The organism is Pseudomonas anuradhapurensis (assembly GCF_014269225.2).
GTDB classification, from domain to species: Bacteria; Pseudomonadota; Gammaproteobacteria; order Pseudomonadales; family Pseudomonadaceae; genus Aquipseudomonas; species Aquipseudomonas anuradhapurensis.
Map to the genome: position 1 here is coordinate 379,327 of NZ_CP077097.1, position 21,692 is coordinate 401,018.

At 64.6% G+C, this 21,692-nt stretch carries 21 protein-coding genes; 11 read left to right on the plus strand and 10 right to left on the minus strand.

Translation table 11 applies throughout. The annotated features are described in order from the left end of the window. Positions 1–52: 52 nt before the first annotated feature. From HU763_RS01665 to HU763_RS01675, 3 genes are all read right to left on the minus strand, one after another. Positions 53–1,027, minus strand: coding sequence for a serine/threonine protein kinase (locus HU763_RS01665; protein ID WP_186690523.1), 975 nt, complete (start codon positions 1,025–1,027; stop codon positions 53–55). 95 nt (positions 1,028–1,122) lie between these two features. Next, on the minus strand, positions 1,123–1,887 hold the full coding sequence (locus HU763_RS01670) for a TOBE domain-containing protein (protein ID WP_186690524.1): 765 nt from the start codon (positions 1,885–1,887) through the stop codon (positions 1,123–1,125). Positions 1,888–2,064: 177 nt separating this feature from the next. Then, positions 2,065–2,796, minus strand: a complete 732-nt coding sequence (locus HU763_RS01675) for a ComF family protein (protein WP_186690525.1) — start codon at positions 2,794–2,796, stop codon at positions 2,065–2,067. 89 nt (positions 2,797–2,885) lie between these two features. Here HU763_RS01675 and bioB point away from each other — a divergent pair, with 89 nt between their 5' ends. The 9 genes from bioB (at position 2,886) to HU763_RS01720 (ending at position 13,290) form a co-directional block, all read left to right on the plus strand. Continuing rightward, complete coding sequence (gene bioB / locus HU763_RS01680) at positions 2,886–3,944, plus strand: biotin synthase BioB (protein ID WP_170027915.1); 1,059 nt, start codon at positions 2,886–2,888, stop codon at positions 3,942–3,944. Position 3,945: 1 nt separating this feature from the next. After that, positions 3,946–5,118: an 8-amino-7-oxononanoate synthase gene (gene bioF / locus HU763_RS01685; protein ID WP_186690526.1), complete on the plus strand. Its 1,173-nt coding sequence runs from the start codon at positions 3,946–3,948 to the stop codon at positions 5,116–5,118. Further along, positions 5,111–5,842, plus strand: a complete 732-nt coding sequence (locus HU763_RS01690) for an alpha/beta fold hydrolase (RefSeq protein ID WP_186690528.1) — start codon at positions 5,111–5,113, stop codon at positions 5,840–5,842. The genes bioF and HU763_RS01690 overlap by 8 nt, the downstream gene beginning before the upstream one ends. Further along, a complete protein-coding gene (gene bioC, locus HU763_RS01695; RefSeq protein ID WP_186690530.1) occupies positions 5,835–6,653 on the plus strand; it encodes a malonyl-ACP O-methyltransferase BioC in 819 nt (272 codons plus the stop codon). Before HU763_RS01690 ends, bioC begins: the two co-directional genes overlap by 8 nt. Before the next feature lie 10 nt (positions 6,654–6,663). Further along, complete coding sequence (gene bioD / locus HU763_RS01700) at positions 6,664–7,344, plus strand: dethiobiotin synthase (RefSeq protein WP_170027919.1); 681 nt, start codon at positions 6,664–6,666, stop codon at positions 7,342–7,344. Positions 7,345–7,538: 194 nt separating this feature from the next. Then, positions 7,539–7,835 (plus strand): pyrroloquinoline quinone biosynthesis protein PqqE, encoded by a 297-nt coding sequence (locus HU763_RS01705; RefSeq protein WP_186690532.1) that lies wholly within the window; start codon positions 7,539–7,541, stop codon positions 7,833–7,835. A 284-nt stretch (positions 7,836–8,119) separates the two neighbouring features. Continuing rightward, positions 8,120–9,925, plus strand: coding sequence for a phenylacyl-CoA dehydrogenase (locus HU763_RS01710; RefSeq protein WP_186690533.1), 1,806 nt, complete (start codon positions 8,120–8,122; stop codon positions 9,923–9,925). Between the two features lie 180 nt (positions 9,926–10,105). Next, positions 10,106–11,389, plus strand: a complete 1,284-nt coding sequence (locus tag HU763_RS01715; RefSeq protein ID WP_186690534.1) for a GGDEF domain-containing protein — start codon at positions 10,106–10,108, stop codon at positions 11,387–11,389. Positions 11,390–11,511: 122 nt separating this feature from the next. Beyond that, positions 11,512–13,290 carry an acyl-CoA dehydrogenase C-terminal domain-containing protein gene (locus tag HU763_RS01720; protein ID WP_186690535.1) on the plus strand — a complete coding sequence of 593 codons (1,779 nt, stop codon included), beginning with the start codon at positions 11,512–11,514 and terminating at the stop codon, positions 13,288–13,290. A 280-nt stretch (positions 13,291–13,570) separates the two neighbouring features. Here the strand turns inward: HU763_RS01720 and HU763_RS01725 are convergent, their stop codons facing one another. After that, on the minus strand, positions 13,571–14,494 hold the full coding sequence (locus tag HU763_RS01725; protein WP_186690536.1) for a LysR family transcriptional regulator: 924 nt from the start codon (positions 14,492–14,494) through the stop codon (positions 13,571–13,573). A gap of 210 nt (positions 14,495–14,704) precedes the next feature. On the opposite strand from HU763_RS01725, the gene HU763_RS01730 reads away from it, so the two are divergent. Next, positions 14,705–15,985 carry an aspartate aminotransferase family protein gene (locus tag HU763_RS01730; RefSeq protein WP_186690537.1) on the plus strand — a complete coding sequence of 427 codons (1,281 nt, stop codon included), beginning with the start codon at positions 14,705–14,707 and terminating at the stop codon, positions 15,983–15,985. 152 nt (positions 15,986–16,137) lie between these two features. Further along, complete coding sequence (locus tag HU763_RS01735) at positions 16,138–16,296, plus strand: YqaE/Pmp3 family membrane protein (RefSeq protein ID WP_009681539.1); 159 nt, start codon at positions 16,138–16,140, stop codon at positions 16,294–16,296. A 132-nt stretch (positions 16,297–16,428) separates the two neighbouring features. Here the strand turns inward: HU763_RS01735 and HU763_RS01740 are convergent, their stop codons facing one another. The 6 genes from HU763_RS01740 to pqqA form a co-directional block, all read right to left on the minus strand. Beyond that, the gene (locus HU763_RS01740; RefSeq protein ID WP_186690538.1) at positions 16,429–18,249 is read right to left on the minus strand and encodes an alpha/beta hydrolase family protein; all 1,821 of its coding nucleotides are present in this window, start codon (positions 18,247–18,249) and stop codon (positions 16,429–16,431) included. Continuing rightward, positions 18,215–19,375 (minus strand): pyrroloquinoline quinone biosynthesis protein PqqE, encoded by a 1,161-nt coding sequence (pqqE, locus tag HU763_RS01745; RefSeq protein ID WP_170027927.1) that lies wholly within the window; start codon positions 19,373–19,375, stop codon positions 18,215–18,217. Before pqqE ends, HU763_RS01740 begins: the two co-directional genes overlap by 35 nt. Beyond that, positions 19,347–19,622, minus strand: coding sequence for a pyrroloquinoline quinone biosynthesis peptide chaperone PqqD (gene pqqD, locus HU763_RS01750; protein ID WP_186690540.1), 276 nt, complete (start codon positions 19,620–19,622; stop codon positions 19,347–19,349). The genes pqqE and pqqD overlap by 29 nt, the downstream gene beginning before the upstream one ends. Further along, the gene (gene pqqC, locus HU763_RS01755) at positions 19,619–20,374 is read right to left on the minus strand and encodes a pyrroloquinoline-quinone synthase PqqC (RefSeq protein WP_186690543.1); all 756 of its coding nucleotides are present in this window, start codon (positions 20,372–20,374) and stop codon (positions 19,619–19,621) included. The genes pqqD and pqqC overlap by 4 nt, the downstream gene beginning before the upstream one ends. A gap of 156 nt (positions 20,375–20,530) precedes the next feature. Continuing rightward, complete coding sequence (gene pqqB / locus HU763_RS01760) at positions 20,531–21,442, minus strand: pyrroloquinoline quinone biosynthesis protein PqqB (protein WP_186690545.1); 912 nt, start codon at positions 21,440–21,442, stop codon at positions 20,531–20,533. A 79-nt stretch (positions 21,443–21,521) separates the two neighbouring features. Then, on the minus strand, positions 21,522–21,593 hold the full coding sequence (gene pqqA / locus HU763_RS01765; protein WP_003243383.1) for a pyrroloquinoline quinone precursor peptide PqqA: 72 nt from the start codon (positions 21,591–21,593) through the stop codon (positions 21,522–21,524). Positions 21,594–21,692: the final 99 nt, after the last annotated feature.

Sequence of the window (21,692 nt, forward strand, 5' to 3'; positions counted from 1 at the left end):
CTTAGGTAGCTAAATAACGCGACGCCTATTGTAGACAGAGACGGGCATGCTTCTAGAACAATTTCAATGCCGGTTCATCCAAGGCCGCCAACTGTTCACGTAGTGCCAGAATCTGGTCGCCCCAATAGCGCGGCTGGCCGAACCAGGGGAAGCTGGGCGGGAAGGCGGGGTCGTCCCAGCGCCGAGCCAGCCAGGCGCTGTAGTGCAGTTGGCGCAGGGCGCGCAGCGGTTCGATCAAGGCCAGTTCGCGCGGGTCGAAATCGTGGAACTCGTTGTAGCCATCGATCAGCTCGGCGAGTTGCCCCAGGCGCTCCTCACGGTTGCCAGCCAACATCATCCACAGGTCTTGCACGGCCGGGCCCATGCGACAGTCGTCAAGGTCGACCACGTGGTACACCTCGTCGCGATGCATCAGGTTGCCGGGGTGCAGGTCGCCGTGCAGGCGGATGAGCTGGTGCGGTGTGCGGGTGTAGGTGTCTTCCACGCGCTTGAGCAGGTCGCGGGCCACCGACTCGAAGGCCGGCAGCAGGTCACGGGGCACAAAGCCGCCTTCCAGCAGGGTGTTCAGCGAGGCGTGGCCGAAGTTTTCCACAGCCAGCGCCTCGCGGTGCTCGAACGGTTTGCTGGCGCCTACGGCATGCAGGCGACCAAGCAGCTGGCCAAGGCGGTAGAGCTGGTCAAGGTTGCCTGGCTCCGGGGCGTGGCCGCCACGGCGGGGGAACAGCGCGAAGCGGAAACCCTGATGTTCGAACAAGCTGCGGCCGTGGTGCTGCAGTGGCGCAACCACCGGCACTTCGCAGTCGGCCAGTTCGGCGGTGAAGCTATGCTCTTCGAGGATGGCCGCATCGCTCCAACGGCCTGGGCGGTAGAACTTGGCCACCAGCGGCTGCGCGCCCTCGATACCCACCTGGTAGACGCGGTTCTCGTAGCTGTTCAGCGCCAGCACCCGGGCATCGCTGAGAAAGCCCAGGCTTTCCACGGCGTCCAGGACTAGGTCGGGGGTGAGGGTGTCGAAGGGGTGGGACATGAGGGCTCCGGGGGGTAAGCGGCATGGGGGCCATGGTACCGCGTTATGCCTGTGTCGGCCTCTTCACGGGCACACCCGCGCACCGCGCAACCAGCCTAGGCGGGAACCCCGATCAACACATAAGAAGGATGAAACTGCACCCGTACCGTACTGCCATTCGCCACCCGGTGCTCAGCCAGCCAGTGCGCCTCGGCAAACGCACACAGCGTCTGCCCGTTGCCCAGCGCCAGCCGCACCTCGCTCGGCCCATCAGGCTCCGCCAGCACTTGCTCCACCGTCGCCTTCAGGCAGTTGCTACCCGTTTCGGCCTCTTCCCCTGGCGCCAGCAACCGCACCCACCCGGCCTTGAGCAGCGCCACCACCGTTGTTCCCGGAGTCAGCTCCAGCCGGGCAGTGCTGTCATGCGTGATCAGCGCCTCGATCTCCAGCCCGCCGCCCAAGGCCAGGCTGACGCGATCATGCCGTCCCTCGCGGCGAAGGCCGCTGACCTGCCCCTGCAACTGGTTGCGCGCGCTGGTGCGCAGCATCAGGCGACCAAGCAGGTCGAGGTCACTGGACTGTTCGGCCGCTTCGAGGATTTGCGCCTGCAGGGCCTGCAGGCGCTGATACAGGCGCAGTACCCGCTCGCCTTCCAGCGACAAGCGGGCACCACCGCCGCCACGCCCGCCGGTGCTGCGCTCGACCAGCGGCCGGCTGGCCAGGTTGTTGAGTTCGTCGATGGCGTCCCAGGCGGCCTTGTAGCTGATCCCCGCTGCCTTGGCGGCGCGGGTGATAGAGCCTTGCTCGGCAATGTGATGCAGCAGGGCGATGCGCTGGGGGCGGCGGGCGATATGCTGGGTGAGGAGGGCGGGCAGGGACATAGGTAATGTAGTCGTCAACGGATAAAGGGACGGTGCCTCTCCTGTTCGGGCCAGTCAAGTGAGCCGGGGCCGTTTCGCGCCCCATCGCCGGCAAGCCAGTTCCTGCAGGGGCAACGTTGACTCCACGGCAACGCTCTCCGTGCAGGAGCCGGCTTGCCAGTGATGGGGCACCTGAAATCACACATGACCCGGCTTGGGCGTGCGTGCCAGGCAATACACATCGACCTGCCGCGCCCCGGCCTTGCGGAGTACTTCGGCAACCGCCTGCGCGGTGGCGCCGGTAGTCAGCACGTCATCGACGATGGCGACATGCCTGCCCGTCAACTCGCCTGCCACGGCGAACGCCTGGCGCAAATTGCGCCGCCTTGCCGATGCATCCAGTTGCTGTTGTGCAGGCGTGTCGCGGGTGCGTGCCAGCAACCGTTCGTCGCAATGTATGCCGAGTTGTGCCGACAACCAGCGCGCCAACATGCCTGCCTGGTTGAAGCCGCGCTCGCGCAGTCGACGCCTGGCCAGGGGCACCGGCAACAGCAGGTCGGGCCGGGCCAGCCCTTCGGCGAAGCGATGCAGCAAGCCATGCCCGAGCATTTGGGCCATCAGTCGCCCCAGGGGCCACTGGCGCTTGTGCTTGAAGCGGCTGACCAGCGTGTCTACCGGAAAGCCGAAATGCCACAGCGCAACCACCCGCTCGAAAGCCGGCGCACGGCGGCTGCACTGCGCGCAGGTCAGGCCAGCCATTGGCATGGGCAGGGCGCAGCGCAGGCATTGATCAACCAGCCAGGGCAGCTCCTGTTCGCAGGCGACGCACAACGGGTAGGCCTGCTCGGCACGTTCGTCGCACAATAGACACGTTTGATTAATAATTAACCACTTGTAAACCAGCCTTTTCCATTGCGGTTGACAGTTCATAGGCCTTCCATGACTATGCGAGCTATCCGTGATGCGCTGGCGGGCTTTCCTATCCCGGCGCCAGCTACAGCCTAAACAAGGAAACACCGATGAGCGCCAGCACAACTGCAACAACACGTCACGACTGGTCCCTGGCCGAGGTCAAGGCGCTGTTCCAGCAACCGTTCAATGACTTGCTGTTCCAGGCGCAGACCGTGCACCGCGCGCACTTCGACCCGAACCGCGTGCAGGTTTCGACCTTGCTGTCGATCAAGACCGGCGCCTGCCCGGAAGATTGCAAATATTGTCCGCAATCCGGCCACTACAACACCGGGCTGGAAAAACAGAAGCTGATGGAAGTGCAGAAGGTGCTGGAAGAAGCCGCACGCGCCAAGGCCATCGGCTCCACCCGCTTCTGCATGGGCGCGGCCTGGAAGCACCCGTCGGCCAAAGACATGCCCTACGTGCTGGAAATGGTCAAAGGCGTGAAGGCCATGGGCCTGGAAACCTGCATGACCCTCGGCAAGCTCGACCAGGAGCAGACCAAGGCCCTGGCCCAGGCCGGCCTGGATTACTACAACCACAACCTCGATACCTCGCCGGAGTTCTACGGCAGCATCATCACCACCCGCACCTACAGCGAGCGCCTGCAGACCCTGGCCTACGTGCGTGATGCCGGGATGAAGATCTGTTCCGGCGGCATCCTCGGCATGGGCGAGTCGCTGGACGACCGCGCCGGCCTGCTGATCCAGCTGGCCAACCTGCCCGAGCACCCGGAGTCGGTACCGATCAACATGCTGGTCAAGGTCGCCGGCACGCCGCTGGCCGAGGAAGAGGACGTCGACCCGTTCGACTTCATCCGCATGCTGGCGGTGGCGCGTATCCTCATGCCCAAGTCGCACGTGCGCCTGTCGGCCGGCCGTGAGCAGATGAACGAGCAGATGCAGGCCCTGGCCTTCATGGCGGGCGCCAACTCGATCTTCTACGGCGAAAAACTGCTGACCACTGCCAACCCGCAGGCCGACAAGGACATGCAACTGTTCGCACGCCTGGGCATCCAGCCCGAAGCACGTGAGGAACATGCCGACGAAGTGCACCAGGCAGCCATCGAGCAGGCGCTGGTCGAGCAGCGCAGCAGCGAGATGTTCTACAACGCCGCGTCTGCCTGAGATGGCCTTCGACCTGGCCGCGCGCCTGGCCGAACGGCGCGCGGCGGACCTGTATCGGCAGCGGCCACTGCTGCAGAGCCCGCAGGGGCCGCAAGTGGTGGTCGACGGCCAGCCCCTGCTGGCCTTCTGCAGCAACGATTACCTGGGCCTGGCCAACCACCCGCAGGTGATTGCCGCCTGGCAGGCCGGCGCCGAGCGCTGGGGCGTCGGTGGTGGCGCCTCGCACCTGGTGGTCGGCCACAGCACCCCGCACCATCAGGTGGAAGAGGCCCTGGCCGAACTCACCGGGCGCCCGCGCGCGCTGCTGTTCTCCACCGGCTACATGGCCAACCTGGGCGCTATCACTGCGCTGGTGGGGCAGGGTGACACGGTGCTGCAGGACCGTTTGAACCACGCTTCGCTGCTGGATGGCGGGCTGCTCAGCGGGGCCCGTTTCAGCCGCTACCTGCACAACGACCCGGCCAGCCTGGCCAGCCGCCTGGACAAGGCGGTCGGCAATACCCTGGTGGTGACCGATGGCGTGTTCAGCATGGACGGTGACCTGGCCGACCTGCCGGCACTGGCCGCTGTCGCCAAGGCGCGCGGCGCGTGGCTGATGGTCGACGATGCCCATGGCCTGGGCTCCCTCGGCAATCAGGGCGGCGGTGTCGTCGAGCACTTCGGCCTGGGCGTGGATGAGGTTCCGGTGTTGATTGGCACGCTGGGCAAGGCGTGCGGTACCGCCGGTGCCTTTGTCGCTGGCAGCGAAGAACTGATCGAGGCGCTGGTGCAATTCGCCCGCCCCTACATCTACACCACCAGCCAGCCACCGGCGCTGGCCTGCGCCACGCTGAAAAGCCTGGAACTGTTGCGCCGCGAAACCTGGCGCCGCGAGCACCTGGCGGCGTTGATTCGCCAGTTCCGCGAGGGCGCGCAGCAGATCGGGCTGCAATTGATGGACAGCCCGACGCCGATTCAGCCGATCGTCATCGGCGACAGCGCGCAGGCCCTGCGCCTGTCGCGCATGCTGCGCGAGCGCGGCCTGCTGGTGACGGCCATCCGCCCGCCTACTGTACCGGCGGGTAGCGCACGCCTGCGGGTGACCTTGAGCGCCGCCCACAGTGAGGCGCAGGTGCAGCTATTGTTGAATGCATTGGCCGAGTGTTATCCACAGTTGGAGAGCGCCGATGCGTAATCGACTTGTTCTGTTGCCCGGCTGGGGCCTGGGCACTGCGTCCCTGGAGCCGCTGGCCGCCAGCCTGCGCGGCCAGGACGCCCGCCTGCAGGTAGAGCTGATGCCCCTGCCGGAGCTGCCTCACAGCGATGTCCAGGCCTGGATCGAGTACCTCGATCGCAAGCTGCCGAACGATGCCTGGCTGGGTGGCTGGTCGTTCGGCGGGATGCTGGCCAGCGCCCTGGCGCACAAGCGCGGCGACCACTGCTGTGGCCTGCTGACCCTGGCCAGCAACCCTAGTTTCGTCGTGCGCCCGGGCTGGCCCCACGGCATGGCCGAAGATACCTTCGGCACCTTCCTCGACGGCTGCCGTAGCCATACCCAGGTCACCCTCAAGCGGTTCCGTACGCTATGCAGCGACGGTGCCCAGCAACCCCGTACCCTGCTGCGCCAGTTGGGTATCGGCGTGCCGGACACCGACCCGTTGTACCTGGCCACCGGCCTGGAAGTGCTGGCCAAGCTGGATACCCGCGAAGCCCTGCAGGCCTACGCCGGCCCGCAGCTGCACCTGTTCGCCGGCAGCGACGCACTGGTGCCGGCAGAAGCGGCTAAAACCCTGAGCGAGCTGTTGCCTGATGTGGAAGTGGGCCTGGTCGAAGACAGTTCCCACGCGTTCCTGCTGGAGTACCCGCAGGAGCTGGCGGCGGGCATCAAGAGTTTCCTGCATGAGAGTGGCGATGACTGACCTTTCCCGTCCGACCCTGCCTGGCGCACTGCCCGACAAGCGCCAGGTGGCGGCTTCGTTCTCCCGCGCTGCGGCCAGCTATGACAGCGTGGCGGCGCTGCAGCGTGCCGTGGGCCTGAACCTGCTGGCGCAGTTGCCGCAAGGCCTGCAGCCGTCGCGCTGGCTGGACCTGGGCAGCGGCACCGGCCACTTCAGCCGGGCGCTGGCCGAGCGTTTCGCCGCCGCCAGCGGCGTGGCGGTGGATATCGCCGAAGGCATGCTGCGCCATGCGCGCAACGAGCAAGGTGGGGCGCACTATCACGTCGCTGGCGATGCCGAGCGCTTGCCGTTGCGGGATGCCAGCGTCGACCTGGTGTTTTCCAGCCTGGCGGTGCAATGGTGCGACCAGTTTGCCAGCGTGCTGGCAGAAGCGCGGCGGGTATTGCGACCGGGCGGTGTGCTGGCCTTCAGTAGCCTGTGCGTGGGTACCCTGGATGAACTGCGCGCCAGTTGGCAGGCGGTGGATGGCCTGGTGCATGTGAACCGCTTCCGTCGCTTCGAAGACTACCAGCGGCTGTGTGCGGCCAGCGGCCTCGAGCAACTCCAACTGCAGCGTTGCCCGCATGTGCTGCACTACCCTGATGTGCGCAGCCTGACCCACGAACTGAAAGCCCTGGGTGCGCACAACCTGAACCCAGGGCGGCCTTCCGGGCTGACGGGCCGGGCGCGCATGCAGGGCTTGCTGCAGGCCTACGAGGCGTTTCGCCAGCCCCAAGGGCTGCCAGCCACTTATCAAGTGGTCTATGGTGTGTTGCGCAAGACACAGGCGTGAGGGGAGCGAGATGAGCCAGGCCTATTTCATTGCCGGTACCGATACCGACGTTGGCAAGACCACCATCGCTGCCGGGCTGTTGCATGCGGCGCGCCTGCAAGGCTTGAGTACGCTGGGGGCCAAGCCGGTGGCGTCGGGTTGCACGATGACGGCGAAAGGGCTGCGCAACAGCGATGCCCAGGCGCTGATCGATGAAAGCTCGATCAAGCTGCCCTACGAGCAGGTCAACCCGTTTGCCTTCGAGCCGGCTATCGCACCCCATGTGGCAGCACGTGAGGCGGGGGTGACCCTTGCGGTACCGGAGCTGCTCGCGGCGATGCGCAATGTGCTGCAACAGAATGCCGATTTCACCCTGATCGAAGGGGCCGGCGGTTGGCGCGTGCCGTTGTCGGGGCAGGCCAACCTGTCCGACCTGGCCATTGCCCTCAAGCTGCCGGTGATCCTCGTAGTGGGGGTGCGGCTGGGGTGCATCAGCCATGCCCTGCTCAGCGCCGAGGCAATCGCCCGTGACGGGCTGCAACTGGTGGGATGGGTGGCGAACATCATCGAACCCCGTACTTCGCGGCTGGAAGAGAACCTGGCCAGCCTGGCTGAGCGGTTGCCGGCGCCTTGCCTGGGGCGGGTGCCCAAGCTCAAGCAGGCCAGCGCCGATATGGTGGCCGAGCATCTGCAGCTGGATCTGCTGGATTAGGCGGTTCCAGGCCAGGCCCCTCCGCGGGCACGGCCGCTCCGGCAGGTACTGCGCGGGGTTCAGGTAATCGGGCTACCAGGTATACCCGGGGCCTATCGAATGGCACCAGGCCATTAGGGATTTAAACGGGCCTTTTTGCGCCCGGCCTGCTTTAATTGGGCCTGTTCGTCATCCAGCGTCAATGGAGTCCTGACATGGAAATCACCGGTAGCTCCGCCTACTACGCAGGCCTGAGCGCAATCCAGACCGGCCAGAACCGCGTCGATCAGGCTGCCAGCCAGATTGCCAATACCACCGCCGAACGTTCTGCCACCAGCCAGTCCAGCGACTTTCAGGCTGAACGCTTGCGCGCGGTCGACCGCAGCCAGCAGATGGACCTCGCCACCAGCACCGTGCAATTGGCCGTGGGCAACCATGAGGTCGAGCTTGGCGTGAAGATCGCCAAGGCATCCGACGAAATGCTCGGCCGGTTCATCGATACCTACGCCTGATACGGCGGCCTTTCCCGAACCCGACGCTATCCCTGTGGGAGCGGCTTTGCCCGCGAATGCGTCCGCCCGGACATCTCTGTTTTCCGGGCTGGCCCATTCGTGGGTAAACCCGCTCCCACAGGGGTTGTGTCATGGCTTGGCGTTTTTGCCATTTTTCGTGGCGTAAATGGCACCATAGTCCATCCTTGACATAAGACGGAGCTAAACGTAAGTTTCAAACAACTGTTTGATCGTTGCCGCATGGCGCGCGTCACCCCACAGAACTCACCTAGAGGTTCATCGCAATGCCTGACTACAAAGCCCCCTTGCGTGATATCCGCTTCGTTCGTGACGAACTGCTCGGCTATGAGGCGCACTATCAGAGCCTGCCGGGTTGCCAGGACGCCACGCCCGACATGGTCGACGCGATCCTTGAAGAAGGCGCGAAGTTCTGTGAGCAGGTGCTGTCGCCGCTGAACCGTGTGGGTGACCAGGAAGGTTGCACCTGGAGCGAATCGGGCGTGAAAACCCCGACTGGCTTCAAAGAGGCCTACCAGCAGTTCGTCGAAGGCGGCTGGCCGAGCCTGGCGCATGATGTCGAGCATGGTGGCCAGGGCCTGCCGGAGTCGCTGGGCCTGGCCCTGAGCGAAATGGTCGGTGGGGCGAACTGGTCGTGGGGCATGTACCCTGGCCTGTCCCATGGCGCGATGAACACCATTTCCGCGCACGGTACCCCTGAGCAGCAGCACACCTACCTGACCAAGCTGGTCTCTGGCGAGTGGACCGGCACCATGTGCCTGACCGAACCGCACTGCGGTACCGACCTGGGAATGCTGCGCACCAAGGCCGAGCCCCAGGCCGACGGCAGCTACAAGGTGTCGGGTACCAAGATCTTCATTTCCGCCGGTGAGCACGACATGGCCGACAACATCGTCCATATCGTCCTGGCCCGCCTGCCGGATGCACCGGCCGGCACCAAGGGCATCTCGCTGTTCATCGTGCCGAAGTTCCTGCCTGACGCCGAAGGCGGCGTGGGTGAGCGCAACGGCGTCAGCTGCGGCTCGATCGAGCACAAGATGGGCATCCACGGCAACGCTACCTGCGTGATGAACTTCGACGGCGCCACCGGCTTCCTGATCGGCCCGGCCAACAAAGGCCTGAACTGCATGTTCACGTTCATGAACACCGCCCGGCTGGGTACCGCACTGCAAGGCCTGGCGCATGCCGAAGTGGCCTTCCAGGGCGGCCTGAAGTACGCCCGTGAGCGCCTGCAGATGCGTTCGCTGACTGGCCCGAAAGCACCGGACAAGGCGGCTGACCCGATCATCGTCCACCCCGACGTGCGTCGCATGCTGCTGACCATGAAGGCCTTCGCCGAAGGCAACCGTGCAATGGTGTATTTCACCGCCAAGCAAGTGGACATCGTCAAGTACAGCCAGGATGAAGAGGAGCGCAAGAAGGCCGATGCCCTGCTGGCCTTCCTCACCCCGATCGCCAAGGCGTTCATGACCGAAGTCGGCTTCGAGGCCGCCAACCATGGCGTGCAGATCTACGGCGGCCACGGTTTCATCGCCGAGTGGGGCATGGAGCAGAACGTGCGCGACAGCCGTATCTCCATGCTGTACGAAGGCACCACCGGCATCCAGGCCCTGGACCTGCTTGGCCGCAAGGTACTGATGACCCAGGGCGAAGCGCTGAAGGGCTTCACCAAGATCGTGCACAAGTTCTGCCAGGCGCAGGAAGGCAACGATGCGGTGAAGGAGTTCGTCGAACCGCTGGCGGCGCTGAACAAGGAATGGGGTGAGCTGACCATGAAAGTGGGCATGGCCGCCATGAAGGACCGTGAAGAAGTGGGCGCGGCCTCGGTCGACTACCTGATGTATTCCGGTTATGCCTGCCTGGCCTACTTCTGGGCCGACATCGCCCGCCTGGCCGCCGAGAAGCTGGCTGCCGGCACCAGCGAAGCGGCGTTCTACACCGCCAAGCTGCAGACTGCGCGCTTCTACTTCCAGCGTATCCTGCCGCGTACCCGTACCCATGTGGCAGCGATGCTGTCGGGTGCCGACAACCTGATGGCGATGGACGAGGAAAGCTTCGGCCTGTCCTACTGATTCAACAGTTGTAACTGAAACCCGCCTGCCTTCACCGGCAGGCGGGTTTTTTTGTGTTTCAGGCCCGGCGCGGCCCCTTTTGCAGGGGCAGTGCCTGATTTGAAATTCAACTGTTCATGTGCACTGCCGATGAAGTATGGGCACAATGCCACCATTGATCTGCCGGGTTGGAGATTACCCTTGCTTCGTCTTAATGCTGTTCGCGCGAGCCACTTCCTGCCTTCGCTGATCCTGTTGCTGGCAGGCCTCGCCGCGGCTTATGTGAGAGACCTCAGTGTCTTTTTCACATCGCTGTTCAATGTCCTGCCCACCTTGGTCCTGCTGCTGGGCGGCGCCTATTGCGCGGTATACCGTCGCCAGCGCGAGCTGTTCCTGATGCTCACGGTGTATATCGCCTACTTTTTGCTCGACACCCAGACCGACTTCTACCGTGACCATGGTCGCGTACGCGAGGATGCGGCGTTGGTCTTCCACTTGGTGTGCCTGTTGCTGCCGGCCCTGTTCGGACTGTATGGCGCCTGGCAGGAGCGCACCCATTTGCTGCAGGACCTGGTCGCCCGTGGCGCCGTGCTGTTTGCCGTCGGCAGCGTGGCGCTGGCCCTCGAGCAAAGCTATCCCGAAGCGCTGCTGACCTGGCTGGCAGAAATCCGTTGGCCGTCCCTGCATGGCCAGTGGATGAGCCTGATCCAGATGGTCTACCCGCTGTTCCTCGGCGTATTGATCCTGCTGGTGGTGCAGTACCTGCGCGCTCCCCGGCCGCTGCACGCCGCGTTGATCTCGGGCCTGCTGGGTATTTTCTGGATGTTGCCGCAAACCTTCATCCTGCCGTTCACCCTGAACATCATGTGCAGCCAGGTGATGCTGATGATCGCGGCTGCGGTGGCCCACGAGGCCTACCAGATGGCCTTCCGCGACGAGCTGACTGGCCTGCCGGGGCGCCGCGCGCTGAACGAGCGCATGCAACGCCTGGGGCGCAACTACGTGATCGCCATGACCGATGTGGACCACTTCAAGAAGTTCAACGACACCCACGGCCACGATGTCGGCGACCAGGTGCTGCGCCTGGTCGCCAGCCGCCTGTCCAAGGTGACCGGCGGTGGCCGGGCCTACCGTTATGGTGGCGAGGAGTTCGCCCTGGTGTTCGCTGGCAAGACCGCCGAAGAATGCGTGCCGCACGTGGAGGCGGTGCGCGAGGTGATCGCCAATTACGTGATGCACCTGCGCGACCAGCATAGCCGCCCGCAGGACGATACCGCCGGGCGCCAGCGGCGTGCAGGCAGCAGCGGTGGGACGGTGTCGGTCACCATCAGCATCGGCGTAGCCGAGCGCCAGGCCGAGCATCGCAACCCCGAGGCTGTGCTGAAATCCGCCGACCAGGCGCTGTATAGCGCAAAGAGCGCAGGGCGCAATTGTGTCATGGTGCACGGGCAACAATCGCAGCGTGGCGCGGTGCGCATGGCGTGACTGAAACTGACTGTACGGTCTGGTGATGACCCTATGTGTCGTAAAAGTTGTTCGGTTACACTGCTCGTTACCCAGTGTCGCGGTTCCCCGAGACCGCCCCGACCGACTAGCGAGAGGTTGTCATGGCTGAATATAAAGCGCCCGTGCGCGACATGCGCTTCGTACTGAATGAAGTCTTCAACGTGGCCGAGCAGTGGGCGCAACTGCCCGGGTTGGCCGAGGTTGTCGATGCCGACACAGCCATGGCGGTGTTGGAAGAAGCCGGCAAGGTCACTGCCAGGTCCATCGCGCCGCTCAGCCGCGCCGCCGATGAAGAGGGCTGCCACTGGGACAATGGTGCCGTACGCACCCCGGCCGGCTTCATCGAGGCCTACAACACCTACGCCGAGGGTGGCTGGGTGGGGGTGGGTGGCGACCCGATGTTCGGCGGCATGGGCATGCCCAAGGCCATTTCGGCCCAGGTAGAAGAAATGGTCAACGCCTCCAGCCTGGCGTTCGGCCTTTACCCGATGCTGACCGCCGGTGCCTGCCTGTCGATCAATGCCCACGCCAGTGAAGCACTGAAGGAAAAGTACCTGCCGAACATGTACGCCGGTGTGTGGGCGGGCTCCATGTGCCTGACCGAGCCGCACGCGGGTACCGACCTGGGCATCATCCGCACCAAGGCCGAGCCACAGGCCGACGGCAGCTACAAGGTCAGCGGCACCAAGATCTTCATTACCGGGGGTGAGCACGACCTGACCGAGAACATCATCCACCTGGTGCTGGCCAAGCTGCCAGATGCACCGGCTGGGCCGAAAGGCATTTCGCTGTTCCTGGTGCCGAAGTTCCTGGTCAATGAAGACGGCAGCCTCGGCGCGCGCAACCCGGCCACCTGCGGCTCCATCGAGCACAAGATGGGTATCCAGGCTTCTGCCACCTGCGTGATGAACTTCGACGAAGCCGTCGGCTATCTGGTCGGCGAGCCGAACAAGGGCCTGGCGGCGATGTTCACCATGATGAACTACGAGCGCCTGGGCGTGGGTATCCAGGGCCTGGCCTCGGCCGAACGCTCCTACCAGAACGCCGTGGAATACGCCCGCGAGCGCCTGCAGAGCCGCGCCCCGACCGGGCCGCAAGCCAAGGACAAGGCCGCCGACCCGATCATCGTCCACCCGGATGTACGCCGGATGTTGCTGACCATGAAGGCACTGATCGAAGGTGGCCGAGCCTTCTCCACCTACGTGGCCATGCAGCTGGACAGTGCCAAGTACAGCGAGGACGCTGGCGTGCGCAAGCGCAGCGAGGAGCTGGTGGCATTGCTGACGCCGGTAGCCAAGGCCTTCCTCACCGACCTTGGCCTGGAGTGCGCGGTGCACGGCCAGCAGGTGTTCGGCGGGCATGGCTACATTCGCGAGTGGGGGCAGGAGCAGTTGGTCCGCGATGTGCGTATCACGCAGATCTACGAAGGCACCAATGGCATCCAGGCCCTGGACCTGATGGGGCGCAAGGTGGTGGCCAGTGGTGGCGCGTACTACCGCCTGTTCTCCGACGAGATTCGCCAGTTCATTGCCAGTGCAGGTAGCCAGCTGGAGGAATTTGCCAAGCCGCTGGCGGCCAGCCTCGACCAGCTCGACGGGCTGACCGAATGGGTGCTGGAACAGGCCAAGGGCAACCCGAATGAAATCGGCGCGGCTTCGGTCGAGTACTTGCACGCCTTTGGCTACGTGGCCTACGCCTACATGTGGGCGTTGATGGCGCGGGCGGCGCAGGCCGGTGACGGGGATGAGGCGTTCTACGCGGGTAAGCTGGGTACGGCGCGCTTCTACTTTGCGCGGTTGCTGCCACGGGTGGATTCGCTGGTGGCTGCGGTGAAGGCGGGCAGTGAATCGCTGTACCTGCTGGATGCTGAGCAGTTTTGACAGGTTATGGGGCCGCGCAGCGGCCTCGATTCCCAACCGGCATGCGAAAAATCTGCTCGTGTAAGCTTTTTCCTACATGACGTGGTGACTTTTCACCACTGTTCTCACATTGGATCCACGGTTAATCTTTCCCACATGGACGTTGCGCAGGAAGCGCAAAGTACAGATCACGGAAGACAACGAAGGAACACCTGCCAGGATGGCGGGGCGATACGGATGTCACAGGGAAACAGTCTGGAAAACCCCGCTTAGGCGGGGTTTTCTTTGTGCCCGCGTTTTCTCAGGCGAGCACATCCAGTGGCGATGCCCCCACCAGGCGGGCGTCGGTTTCTTCCTCCAGCAGCGTGCGCAGCAGCTCCACCGAGGCCTGCTGGCGCTGGGCATCGCGAAACACCAAGCCCACCTTCAGCGGCACGCGCGGCTCGCTCAAAGGCTTCCACAACAACGCCTGGTCATCCTCGGCGGCCTCCTTGGCCCGGCCCGGCAGGATGGTCGCCAACGCCGTGTGGGCCAGGCTGTCGAGTATTCCGGCCATGTTGTTCATTTCCGCCTGTACCTGCGGCCGACGCCCCTGGCTGGCCAGCTGCGCCTGCCAGATCTGGCGGATCTGGAATTCTTCGCCCAGCATCAGCATGGGCAGCTCGGCGGCCTGGCGGATGGATACCTTCTTGAAGTCCTTCAGCGGGTGCGTCGCGGGGATGACCAACTGCAGCTCATCTTCGTACAGCAACAGGCCATGCAGCCCCGGCTGGCGTGGCGGCAGGTAACTGATGCCGATGTCCAGGCTGCCGTTGAGCAGGCGCCGCTCGATTTCCAGCCCCGACAATTCGTAGATCTGCACCACAAGGTGCGGCTGTGCCCTGCGCAGGCGTTCGAGCAGTTGTGGTACGAGGCTGGGGCGCACGGTCTGCAGCACGCCGATGGCCAGGGTGCGCAACGACTGGCCCTTGAAGTTGCGCATCGCCTCGTGGGCGCGCTGCAGGCCGTCGAGCAGCGGCAGGGCATGGTTGTACAGGGTATGCGCAGCCAGGGTCGGCAGCAGGCGCTTGTTGCTGCGCTCGAACAGGCTCAGGTCGAGGCTGTGCTCCAGCTGGCGGATCTGTTGCGACAGCGCCGGCTGGGACAGTGACAGGCGTTCGGCGGCACGGCCCACGTGCCCCTCTTCATACACCGCGACGAAATAACGCAGTTGGCGGAAATCCATAAGTGATACTTATCGAAAATGCTGGAAAAACGAAATGGCCGAAACCCCCTGCGAGGCCTAGTCTATCGCTGTATTCCAAAGGGTTACAGCGATGAATGAATCGATTGTTACCCCGGATGAAAAACACTTTTGATAGGAAAGGCAAAATATCGAGTGGCGGCAAGCAGACCGCACCGACAACGCCTTCTACCGTGATTGGTTGGAGCCCTGATGAACCTGTTCAAGCTGCGCCGCCCGGCCCTCTCCGCCGTCGCCGAGCCCAAGCGTGCGCCGGTGATCGTGCCGGAAGCGCCGCAGCTGTCGCATGAGCGACTGATGCCTGGCAGCGAACGCGCCGCGCAGGTATTCGTACGTGGCCAGGGTTCCTGGCTGTGGGACAACGACGGGCATGCCTACCTGGACTTCACCCAGGGCGGCGCGGTCAACAGCCTGGGGCACAGCCCCAGCGTGCTGGTCAAGGCACTGGGCAACCAGGCCCAGGCGCTGATCAACCCGGGTTCGGGTTTCCGCAGCCGTGGTTTGCTGGAGTTGGCCGACCGCCTGTGCCAGAGCACCGGCAGCGACCAGGCCTACCTGCTCAACAGCGGTGCCGAAGCGTGCGAGGGCGCGATCAAGCTGGCGCGCAAGTGGGGTCAGCTGCACCGCAACGGCGCCTATCACATCATCACCGCCAGCCAGGCGTGCCACGGCCGTAGCCTGGGGGCGCTGTCGGCATCCGACCCACTGCCGTGCAATCGTTGCGAGCCCGGCCTCCCCGGCTTCAGCAAGGTGCCGTTCAACGACCTGGCGGCGCTGCACGCCGAGGTCAACTCACGCACCGTGGCGATCATGCTGGAGCCGATCCAGGGCGAGGCGGGTGTCATCCCGGCGACGCAGGAATACCTCAAGGGGGTGGAAACCCTCTGCCGCGAGCTGGGCATCCTGCTGATCCTCGACGAAGTGCAGACCGGCATCGGCCGCTGTGGTGCGCTGCTGGCCGAAGAAAGCTATGGCGTGCGTGCCGACATCGTCACCTTGGGCAAAGGCCTGGGGGGCGGTGTGCCACTGGCAGCGTTGCTGGCCCGGGGCACGGCGTGCTGCGCCGAACCTGGCGAACTGCAGGGTAGCCACCATGGCAATGCGCTGATGTGTGCCGCAGGCCTGGCTGTGCTGGACGCCGTGCAGGAGCCTGGCTTCTTTGCCCAAGTGCAGGACAACGGGCGCCACCTGCGCGAAGGCCTGAGCCGCCTGGCCGGGCGTTACGGCCAAGGGGAAGTGCGCGGGCAGGGTCTGCTGTGGGCACTGCAGCTGAAAGAGAGCCTGGCCCAGGAGCTGGTGAGTGCAGCCCTGCACGAAGGCCTGCTGCTCAGTGCGCCACAGGCGGATGTGGTGCGCTTCTCGCCGGCCCTGACCGTGAGCAAGGGCAACATCGACGAAATGCTGCTGCGCCTGGCCCGCGCCTTTGCCCGCCTGCACGCCCGCCAGCAGGCGCGCCGGGAAATGCCGGCATAGCGGGTTGGCGAAACCGAGAATTCTACGAACCGTCTGGCGTTCCTGCGCATCGCCCCTGGCCTGTTTCATTCGGCCCGGGGCGTTTTTTTTGCGCGTGGAACCTCTGTGGCGAGAGGCTAGTCTGTGAGGTAACCCCTTCAGGAGAGACTCGCATGGACTTCATACGCATCATCATCGCCATCATCCTGCCGCCGCTGGGGGTGTTCCTGCAGGTGGGGTTCGGCGGGGCGTTCTGGCTGAACATTCTGCTGACCCTGCTGGGTTACATTCCGGGGATCGTGCACGCGGTGTACATCATCGCCAAGCGCTGAGTCCTTCTGGGGCTGCTTTGCAGCCCATCGCGACACAAGGCCGCTCCTACAGGTGCATGCCCTATTCGGATTCACGCGATCCCTGTAGGAGCGGCCTTGTGTCGCGATGGGCCGCAAAGCGGCCCTCGAATCTCACCCCCCCAACACCCGACAATAGAACTTCCACTCTTCTTCCAGCGCGTGCGCCAGGTTCTCGGCCTTGCGGAACCCGTGCCGCTCGCCTGCATAGAAGTGCCCTTCGGCCTCGATCCCGTTGGCCTGTAACGCCGCTAGCATCGAGCGCGTCTGCTCCGGCACCACCACCGCATCCAGTTCGCCCTGGAAGAAAATCACCGGCACCCCGATCTGCCCGGCATGCAGCAGTGGCGTGCGCTGGCGGTAGCGCTCGGCGTCATGCTGCGGGTCACCGATCAGCCAGTCCAGGTAGTCGCCCTCGAACTTGTGCGTGGCCCGGCCAAGCGCCAGCGGGTCGCTGACCCCGTACAGGCTGGCACCGGCGCGGAATACATCATGAAATGCCAGGGCGCATAGCGTGGTATAGCCGCCAGCGCTACCGCCGCGAATGAACGCCTTGCTGCGGTCGATCAAGCCACGTGCCGCCAGGTGTTCGACAGCCGCACAGGCATCGGCCACGTCGCTTTCTCCCCAGCGCAGGTGCAAGGCCTGACGGTATTCCCGACCGTAGCCGGTGCTGCCCCGGTAATTGAGGTCGGCTACGGCGAAGCCGCGCTGGGTCCAGTACTGCACGCGCGTGTCGAGTACCGGATAACACGCCGAGGTCGGCCCGCCATGGATGAACACCACCAGCGGCGTGGCCCCTTGCGAGCGCGCTGCCGGATAGAAAAAACCGTGCGCCTGGTGGCCGTCACTGCCATAGTCGATCGGCTGCGGCAGGCTGATATGCGTGGCTGCAAGCACTTGCGCGCCACCAGCCAGAACGCTGACCTGGTGGTTGTTGCGGTCGATGCTGATGACTGCCGGCGGACTTATCGGCGAGGCGGCTATGGCGTACAGGTGGTCGGCATCCATGGCCAGGCTGCGAAAGCGCGTATAGGCACTGGCGAATCGCTCCAGGCCATCGACGGTGCGTAGCCCCAATTGCCCAAAGCCGTCTTCGAACCAGCTGGCCAGGTAACTCTGCTGCCCCAATGCCAACCAGGTGCTCGCGCCCAATTGCCAGGGGGCGGCGGCATGGTCCGCCGGCTCGGCAGGCAGCGCCTGCCAACCACCATCAAGCTCACCCCAGGGCTGCCAGAAGCCGTTACGGTCGGACAGGCAATAAAGCCGGCCTTGGGCATCGAAGCGTGGCTGCTGCAGTGACTCGTCGGCACCGGCCACATACTGCGCGGGCCCCCATTGGCCGCTGTTGTCGCGCGTGCGGCACATCAGCCGGGTGACCGTCCAGGGCTGCGCCGGGCGGTCCCACTCGATCCACGCCAGGCGCTGGCCATCGGCACTCACGGTGGGCGAGGCGTAGAAGTCGGCGCCTTCGGCAAGCACCTGCCGGCTTCGTTCCGCCAGGGCAACCAGTCGATGCTCGACCCGTTCGCCATGCCGCTCTTCGACCGCCAGCACCAGGCCGGCGTGCCACTGCAGGTCGCCGTAGCGGCAATTCGCGTCGTGGCTCAGAGGCCGTGGCGCTGCTGCTGCCAGGCCCTGGGTGTAGACCTGCTGGTCCTTTTCGTTGACGAACAGCAGTCCGTCGCCGCCCAGGCAGAAACTCCCCCCACCGTACTCATAGACCCGGCTGCGCACGCTGAAACCATCAGGTGTCAGGCAGCGGGCCTGCTGGTGCTGCCAATGCCAGATGCGGCACGCGCCATCGGCGGGGCGGAACTCGTTCCAGAACAGCCCGGCAGCGCTGACCTTGAGTTCGGCGAAGTCTGTGCCGGCCGCGACTGCCTGAGCCGCACTGAATTCAGCCGCGGGCGATGACACGGGAGTTTCGCTCATTGCGGAAGGTCATCTGTTCAATCGCGAGCTGGGCGCTTTCCGCCTCCTCGCGGGCCTTGAGGATGACGCCGTGGTCGGCCGACTTGGCGCACACCGGGTCGGCGTTGCTGGCATCGCCGGTCAGCATGAAGGCCTGGCAGCGGCAGCCGCCGAAGTCCTTTTCCTTCTCGTCGCAGGAACGGCAGGGTTCGCGCATCCATTCATAGCCACGGAAGCGGTTGAAGCCGAACGAGTCGTACCAGATATGGCGCAGGTCGTGGTCGCGCACGTTGGGGAACTGCACCGGCAACTGGCGTGCGCCGTGGCACGGCAGCGCGGTGCCGTCCGGGGTGATGGTAAGGAACAGGCTACCCCAGCCGTTCATGCAGGCCTTGGGGCGTTCTTCGTAGTAGTCCGGGGTGACGAAGATCAGCTTGCACGGGTTGCCTTCGGCCTTGAGCTTGTCGCGGTACTCGTTGGTGATGCGTTCGGCCCGTTCGAGCTGCGCGCGGGTCGGCAGCAGGCCCAGGCGGTTGAGATGGGCCCAGCCGTAGAACTGGCAGGTGGCAAGCTCGACGAAGTCCGCTTCCAGGGCGATGCACAGCTCGATGATGCGGTCGATCTTGTCGATGTTGTGCCGATGGGTGACGAAGTTGAGCACCATCGGGTAGCCGTGGGCCTTCACCGCACGGGCCATTTCCAGCTTCTGCGCAAAGGCTTTCTTCGAGCCGGCCAACAGGTTGTTCACCTGCTCGTCACTGGCCTGGAAGCTGATCTGGATGTGGTCCAGGCCAGCCTTCTTGAAGTCGGCGATGCGCGCCTCGGTCAAGCCGATGCCCGAGGTGATCAGGTTGGTGTAGTAACCCAGCCGGCGCGCCTCGCCGATCAGCTCGGCGAGGTCCTGGCGCACCAGCGGCTCGCCGCCGGAAAAGCCGATTTGCGCGGCGCCCATTTCCCGCGCTTCGGCCATTACCTTGAACCACTGCGCGGTGCTCAGCTCCTGACCCTGGGCGGCGAAGTCCAGCGGGTTGGAGCAGTACGGGCACTGCAGCGGGCAGCGGTAGGTCAGCTCGGCCAGCAGCCACAGCGGCAGGCCGACTGCGGGCGTGGGTGGTAACTCAGGCGAGGACGATCCAGTGTTCGGCACGGGCCACCTCCATGAACTGCTCGATGTCGTCGGCCACTTGCGGGACACCGGGGAACTGTTGTTCGAGTTCGGCAATGATCGCGGCAACGTCGCGCTGGCCGTCGATCAGGCCTCCGATCAGGGCTGCGCTGTCGTTGAGCTTGATCATGCCCTCGGGGTACAGCAACACGTGGCCCTTTTGCGCCGGTTCGTACTGGAAGCGGTAGCCGGGGCGCCAGTTCGGCACTTGATTACGATCGAAACTCATAGGGTGATCCCTTTGTGCCATACCCGTTCCTGGGTGACGGAGTGATAGGGCGGGCGGTTCAGCTCGTAGGCCATGCTCATGGCGTCGAGCATGCTCCAGAGGATGTCCAGCTTGAACTGCAGGATCTCCAGCATACGCTCCTGGCCTGCGCGGGTGGTGTAGTGCTGCAGGGTAATCGCCAAGCCGTGCTCGACGTCACGCCGGGCCTGGCCCAGGCGGGTGCGGAAGTATTCGTAGCCGGCCGGGTCGATCCACGGGTAGTGCTGCGGCCAGCTGTCCAGGCGCGACTGGTGGATTTGCGGGGCGAACAGCTCGGTCAGCGAGCTGCTGGCCGCTTCCTGCCAGCTGGTCCGCCGGGCAAAGTTGACGTAGGCGTCCACGGCAAAACGTACGCCGGGCAGCACCAGCTCCTGCGAGCGTAGCTGGTCCGGGTCCAGGCCCACGGCCTGGCCCAGGCGCAGCCAGGCTTCGATACCGCCGTCTTCGCCGGGTGCGCCATCATGGTCGAGCAGGCGCTGGATCCACTCGCGACGTACTTCGCGGTCCGGGCAGTTGGCCAGGATCGCGGCGTCCTTCAGCGGGATGTTGACCTGGTAGTAGAAGCGGTTGGCCACCCAGCCCTGGATCTGCTCGCGGGTGGCGCGGCCCTGGTACATCGCCACGTGGTAGGGATGATGGATATGGTAGTAGGCGCCCTTGGCGCGCAGGGCCTGCTCGAATTCGGCAGGGGACATTGGCAGTGCGTCGCTCATTCGGCTGGCTCCTGTATAGCTGAGTCTCGGCTCACCTCGCCCCCTGTGGGAGCGGGCATGCCCACGAACACCGGCCAAGCCGGTGCCATACACCGTGTCGGATTTTTCGCGGGCATGCCCGCTCCCACAGGGTTTGTGTCACCTCAAGGGCTGTGCTTACAACTCGATACTCATGCCGTCGAAGGCCACTTCCACACCCCGGCGCAGCACTTCGGCACGCTCGGGCGAGTCTTCGTCGAGGATCGGGTTGGTGTTGTTGATGTGGATAAGTACCTTGCGCTGGCGCGGGAAGGCCTCGAGCACCTCCAGCATGCCGCCAGGGCCATTCTGCGCCAGGTGGCCCATTTCACGCCCGGTACGGGTGCCTACGCCACGGCGCTGCATCTCGTCATCTTCCCACAGGGTGCCGTCGACCAGCAGGCAGTCTGCGCCGTCCATCATCGCCAGCAGCTTGTCGTCCACCTGGCCCAGGCCTGGGGCGTAGAACAGCTTGCCGCCGGTGCGGGTGTCCTCGACCAGCAAGCCAAGGTTGTCGCCGGGGTGCGGGTCGAAGCGGTGCGGCGAGTAGGGCGGTGCGGCGCTGCGCAGGGGGAACGGGGTGAAGAGCAGGTTGGGGCAGGCGTCGATCACGAAGCTGCCTTGCAGTTCGATGCGGTTCCATTGCAGGCCGCCGTTCCAGTGGCTGAGCATGTTGAACAGCGGAAAACCGGTGGTCAGGTCCTGGTGGACCATGTCGGTGCACCATACCTGGTGCGGGCAGCCTTCGCGCAGGCTGAGCAGGCCGGTGGTGTGGTCGATCTGGCTGTCCAGCAGCACGATGGCGTTGATGCCGGTGTCACGCAGGGCGCGGGCCGGTTGCATCGGCGCAAAGGCCTGGAGCTGGGCGCGGATATCGGGCGAGGCATTGCACAGTACCCAGTGCACGCCGTCGTCCGACAGGGCAATGGACGACTGGGTGCGTGCCGTGGCCCGCAAGGTGCCGTCACGGTAGCCCTTGCAGTTGACGCAGTTGCAGTTCCACTGAGGGAACCCGCCACCGGCGGCGGAACCGAGAACCTGGATATACATGGCCACTCTCTATGCAGAAAACCGTAGCGAATAAACGAAAACGCCCCGGCAGGCCGAGGCGTTGAACCCTAAGCCAGGCTTAGCGGTTGGCGAAGTACATGGTGACTTCGAAGCCGATGCGAAGATCAGTGTAAGCAGGTTTGGTCCACATGGAATTACTCCTTCCGGATGAGGGTTGGGTTTGTCAGCTAATACTAGGGTACCGCCATGGGCTGGAGGTTCCCTTGATTCGAGATTGCGCTATCTTACA

Bases quoted from the DNA above. Each gene is read 5' to 3' on its own strand.
- HU763_RS01665 (WP_186690523.1), bottom strand. From the start codon at position 1,027: ATGTCCCACCCCTTCGACACCCTCACCCCCGACCTAGTCCTGGACGCC.
- HU763_RS01670 (WP_186690524.1), bottom strand. From the start codon at position 1,887: ATGTCCCTGCCCGCCCTCCTCACCCAGCATATCGCCCGCCGCCCCCAG.
- HU763_RS01675 (WP_186690525.1), bottom strand. From the start codon at position 2,796: ATGAACTGTCAACCGCAATGGAAAAGGCTGGTTTACAAGTGGTTAATT.
- bioB (WP_170027915.1), top strand. From the start codon at position 2,886: ATGAGCGCCAGCACAACTGCAACAACACGTCACGACTGGTCCCTGGCC.
- bioF (WP_186690526.1), top strand. From the start codon at position 3,946: ATGGCCTTCGACCTGGCCGCGCGCCTGGCCGAACGGCGCGCGGCGGAC.
- HU763_RS01690 (WP_186690528.1), top strand. From the start codon at position 5,111: ATGCGTAATCGACTTGTTCTGTTGCCCGGCTGGGGCCTGGGCACTGCG.
- bioC (WP_186690530.1), top strand. From the start codon at position 5,835: ATGACTGACCTTTCCCGTCCGACCCTGCCTGGCGCACTGCCCGACAAG.
- bioD (WP_170027919.1), top strand. From the start codon at position 6,664: ATGAGCCAGGCCTATTTCATTGCCGGTACCGATACCGACGTTGGCAAG.
- HU763_RS01705 (WP_186690532.1), top strand. From the start codon at position 7,539: ATGGAAATCACCGGTAGCTCCGCCTACTACGCAGGCCTGAGCGCAATC.
- HU763_RS01710 (WP_186690533.1), top strand. From the start codon at position 8,120: ATGCCTGACTACAAAGCCCCCTTGCGTGATATCCGCTTCGTTCGTGAC.
- HU763_RS01720 (WP_186690535.1), top strand. From the start codon at position 11,512: ATGGCTGAATATAAAGCGCCCGTGCGCGACATGCGCTTCGTACTGAAT.
- HU763_RS01725 (WP_186690536.1), bottom strand. From the start codon at position 14,494: ATGGATTTCCGCCAACTGCGTTATTTCGTCGCGGTGTATGAAGAGGGG.
- HU763_RS01730 (WP_186690537.1), top strand. From the start codon at position 14,705: ATGAACCTGTTCAAGCTGCGCCGCCCGGCCCTCTCCGCCGTCGCCGAG.
- HU763_RS01735 (WP_009681539.1), top strand. From the start codon at position 16,138: ATGGACTTCATACGCATCATCATCGCCATCATCCTGCCGCCGCTGGGG.
- HU763_RS01740 (WP_186690538.1), bottom strand. From the start codon at position 18,249: ATGAGCGAAACTCCCGTGTCATCGCCCGCGGCTGAATTCAGTGCGGCT.
- pqqD (WP_186690540.1), bottom strand. From the start codon at position 19,622: ATGAGTTTCGATCGTAATCAAGTGCCGAACTGGCGCCCCGGCTACCGC.
- pqqC (WP_186690543.1), bottom strand. From the start codon at position 20,374: ATGAGCGACGCACTGCCAATGTCCCCTGCCGAATTCGAGCAGGCCCTG.
- pqqB (WP_186690545.1), bottom strand. From the start codon at position 21,442: ATGTATATCCAGGTTCTCGGTTCCGCCGCCGGTGGCGGGTTCCCTCAG.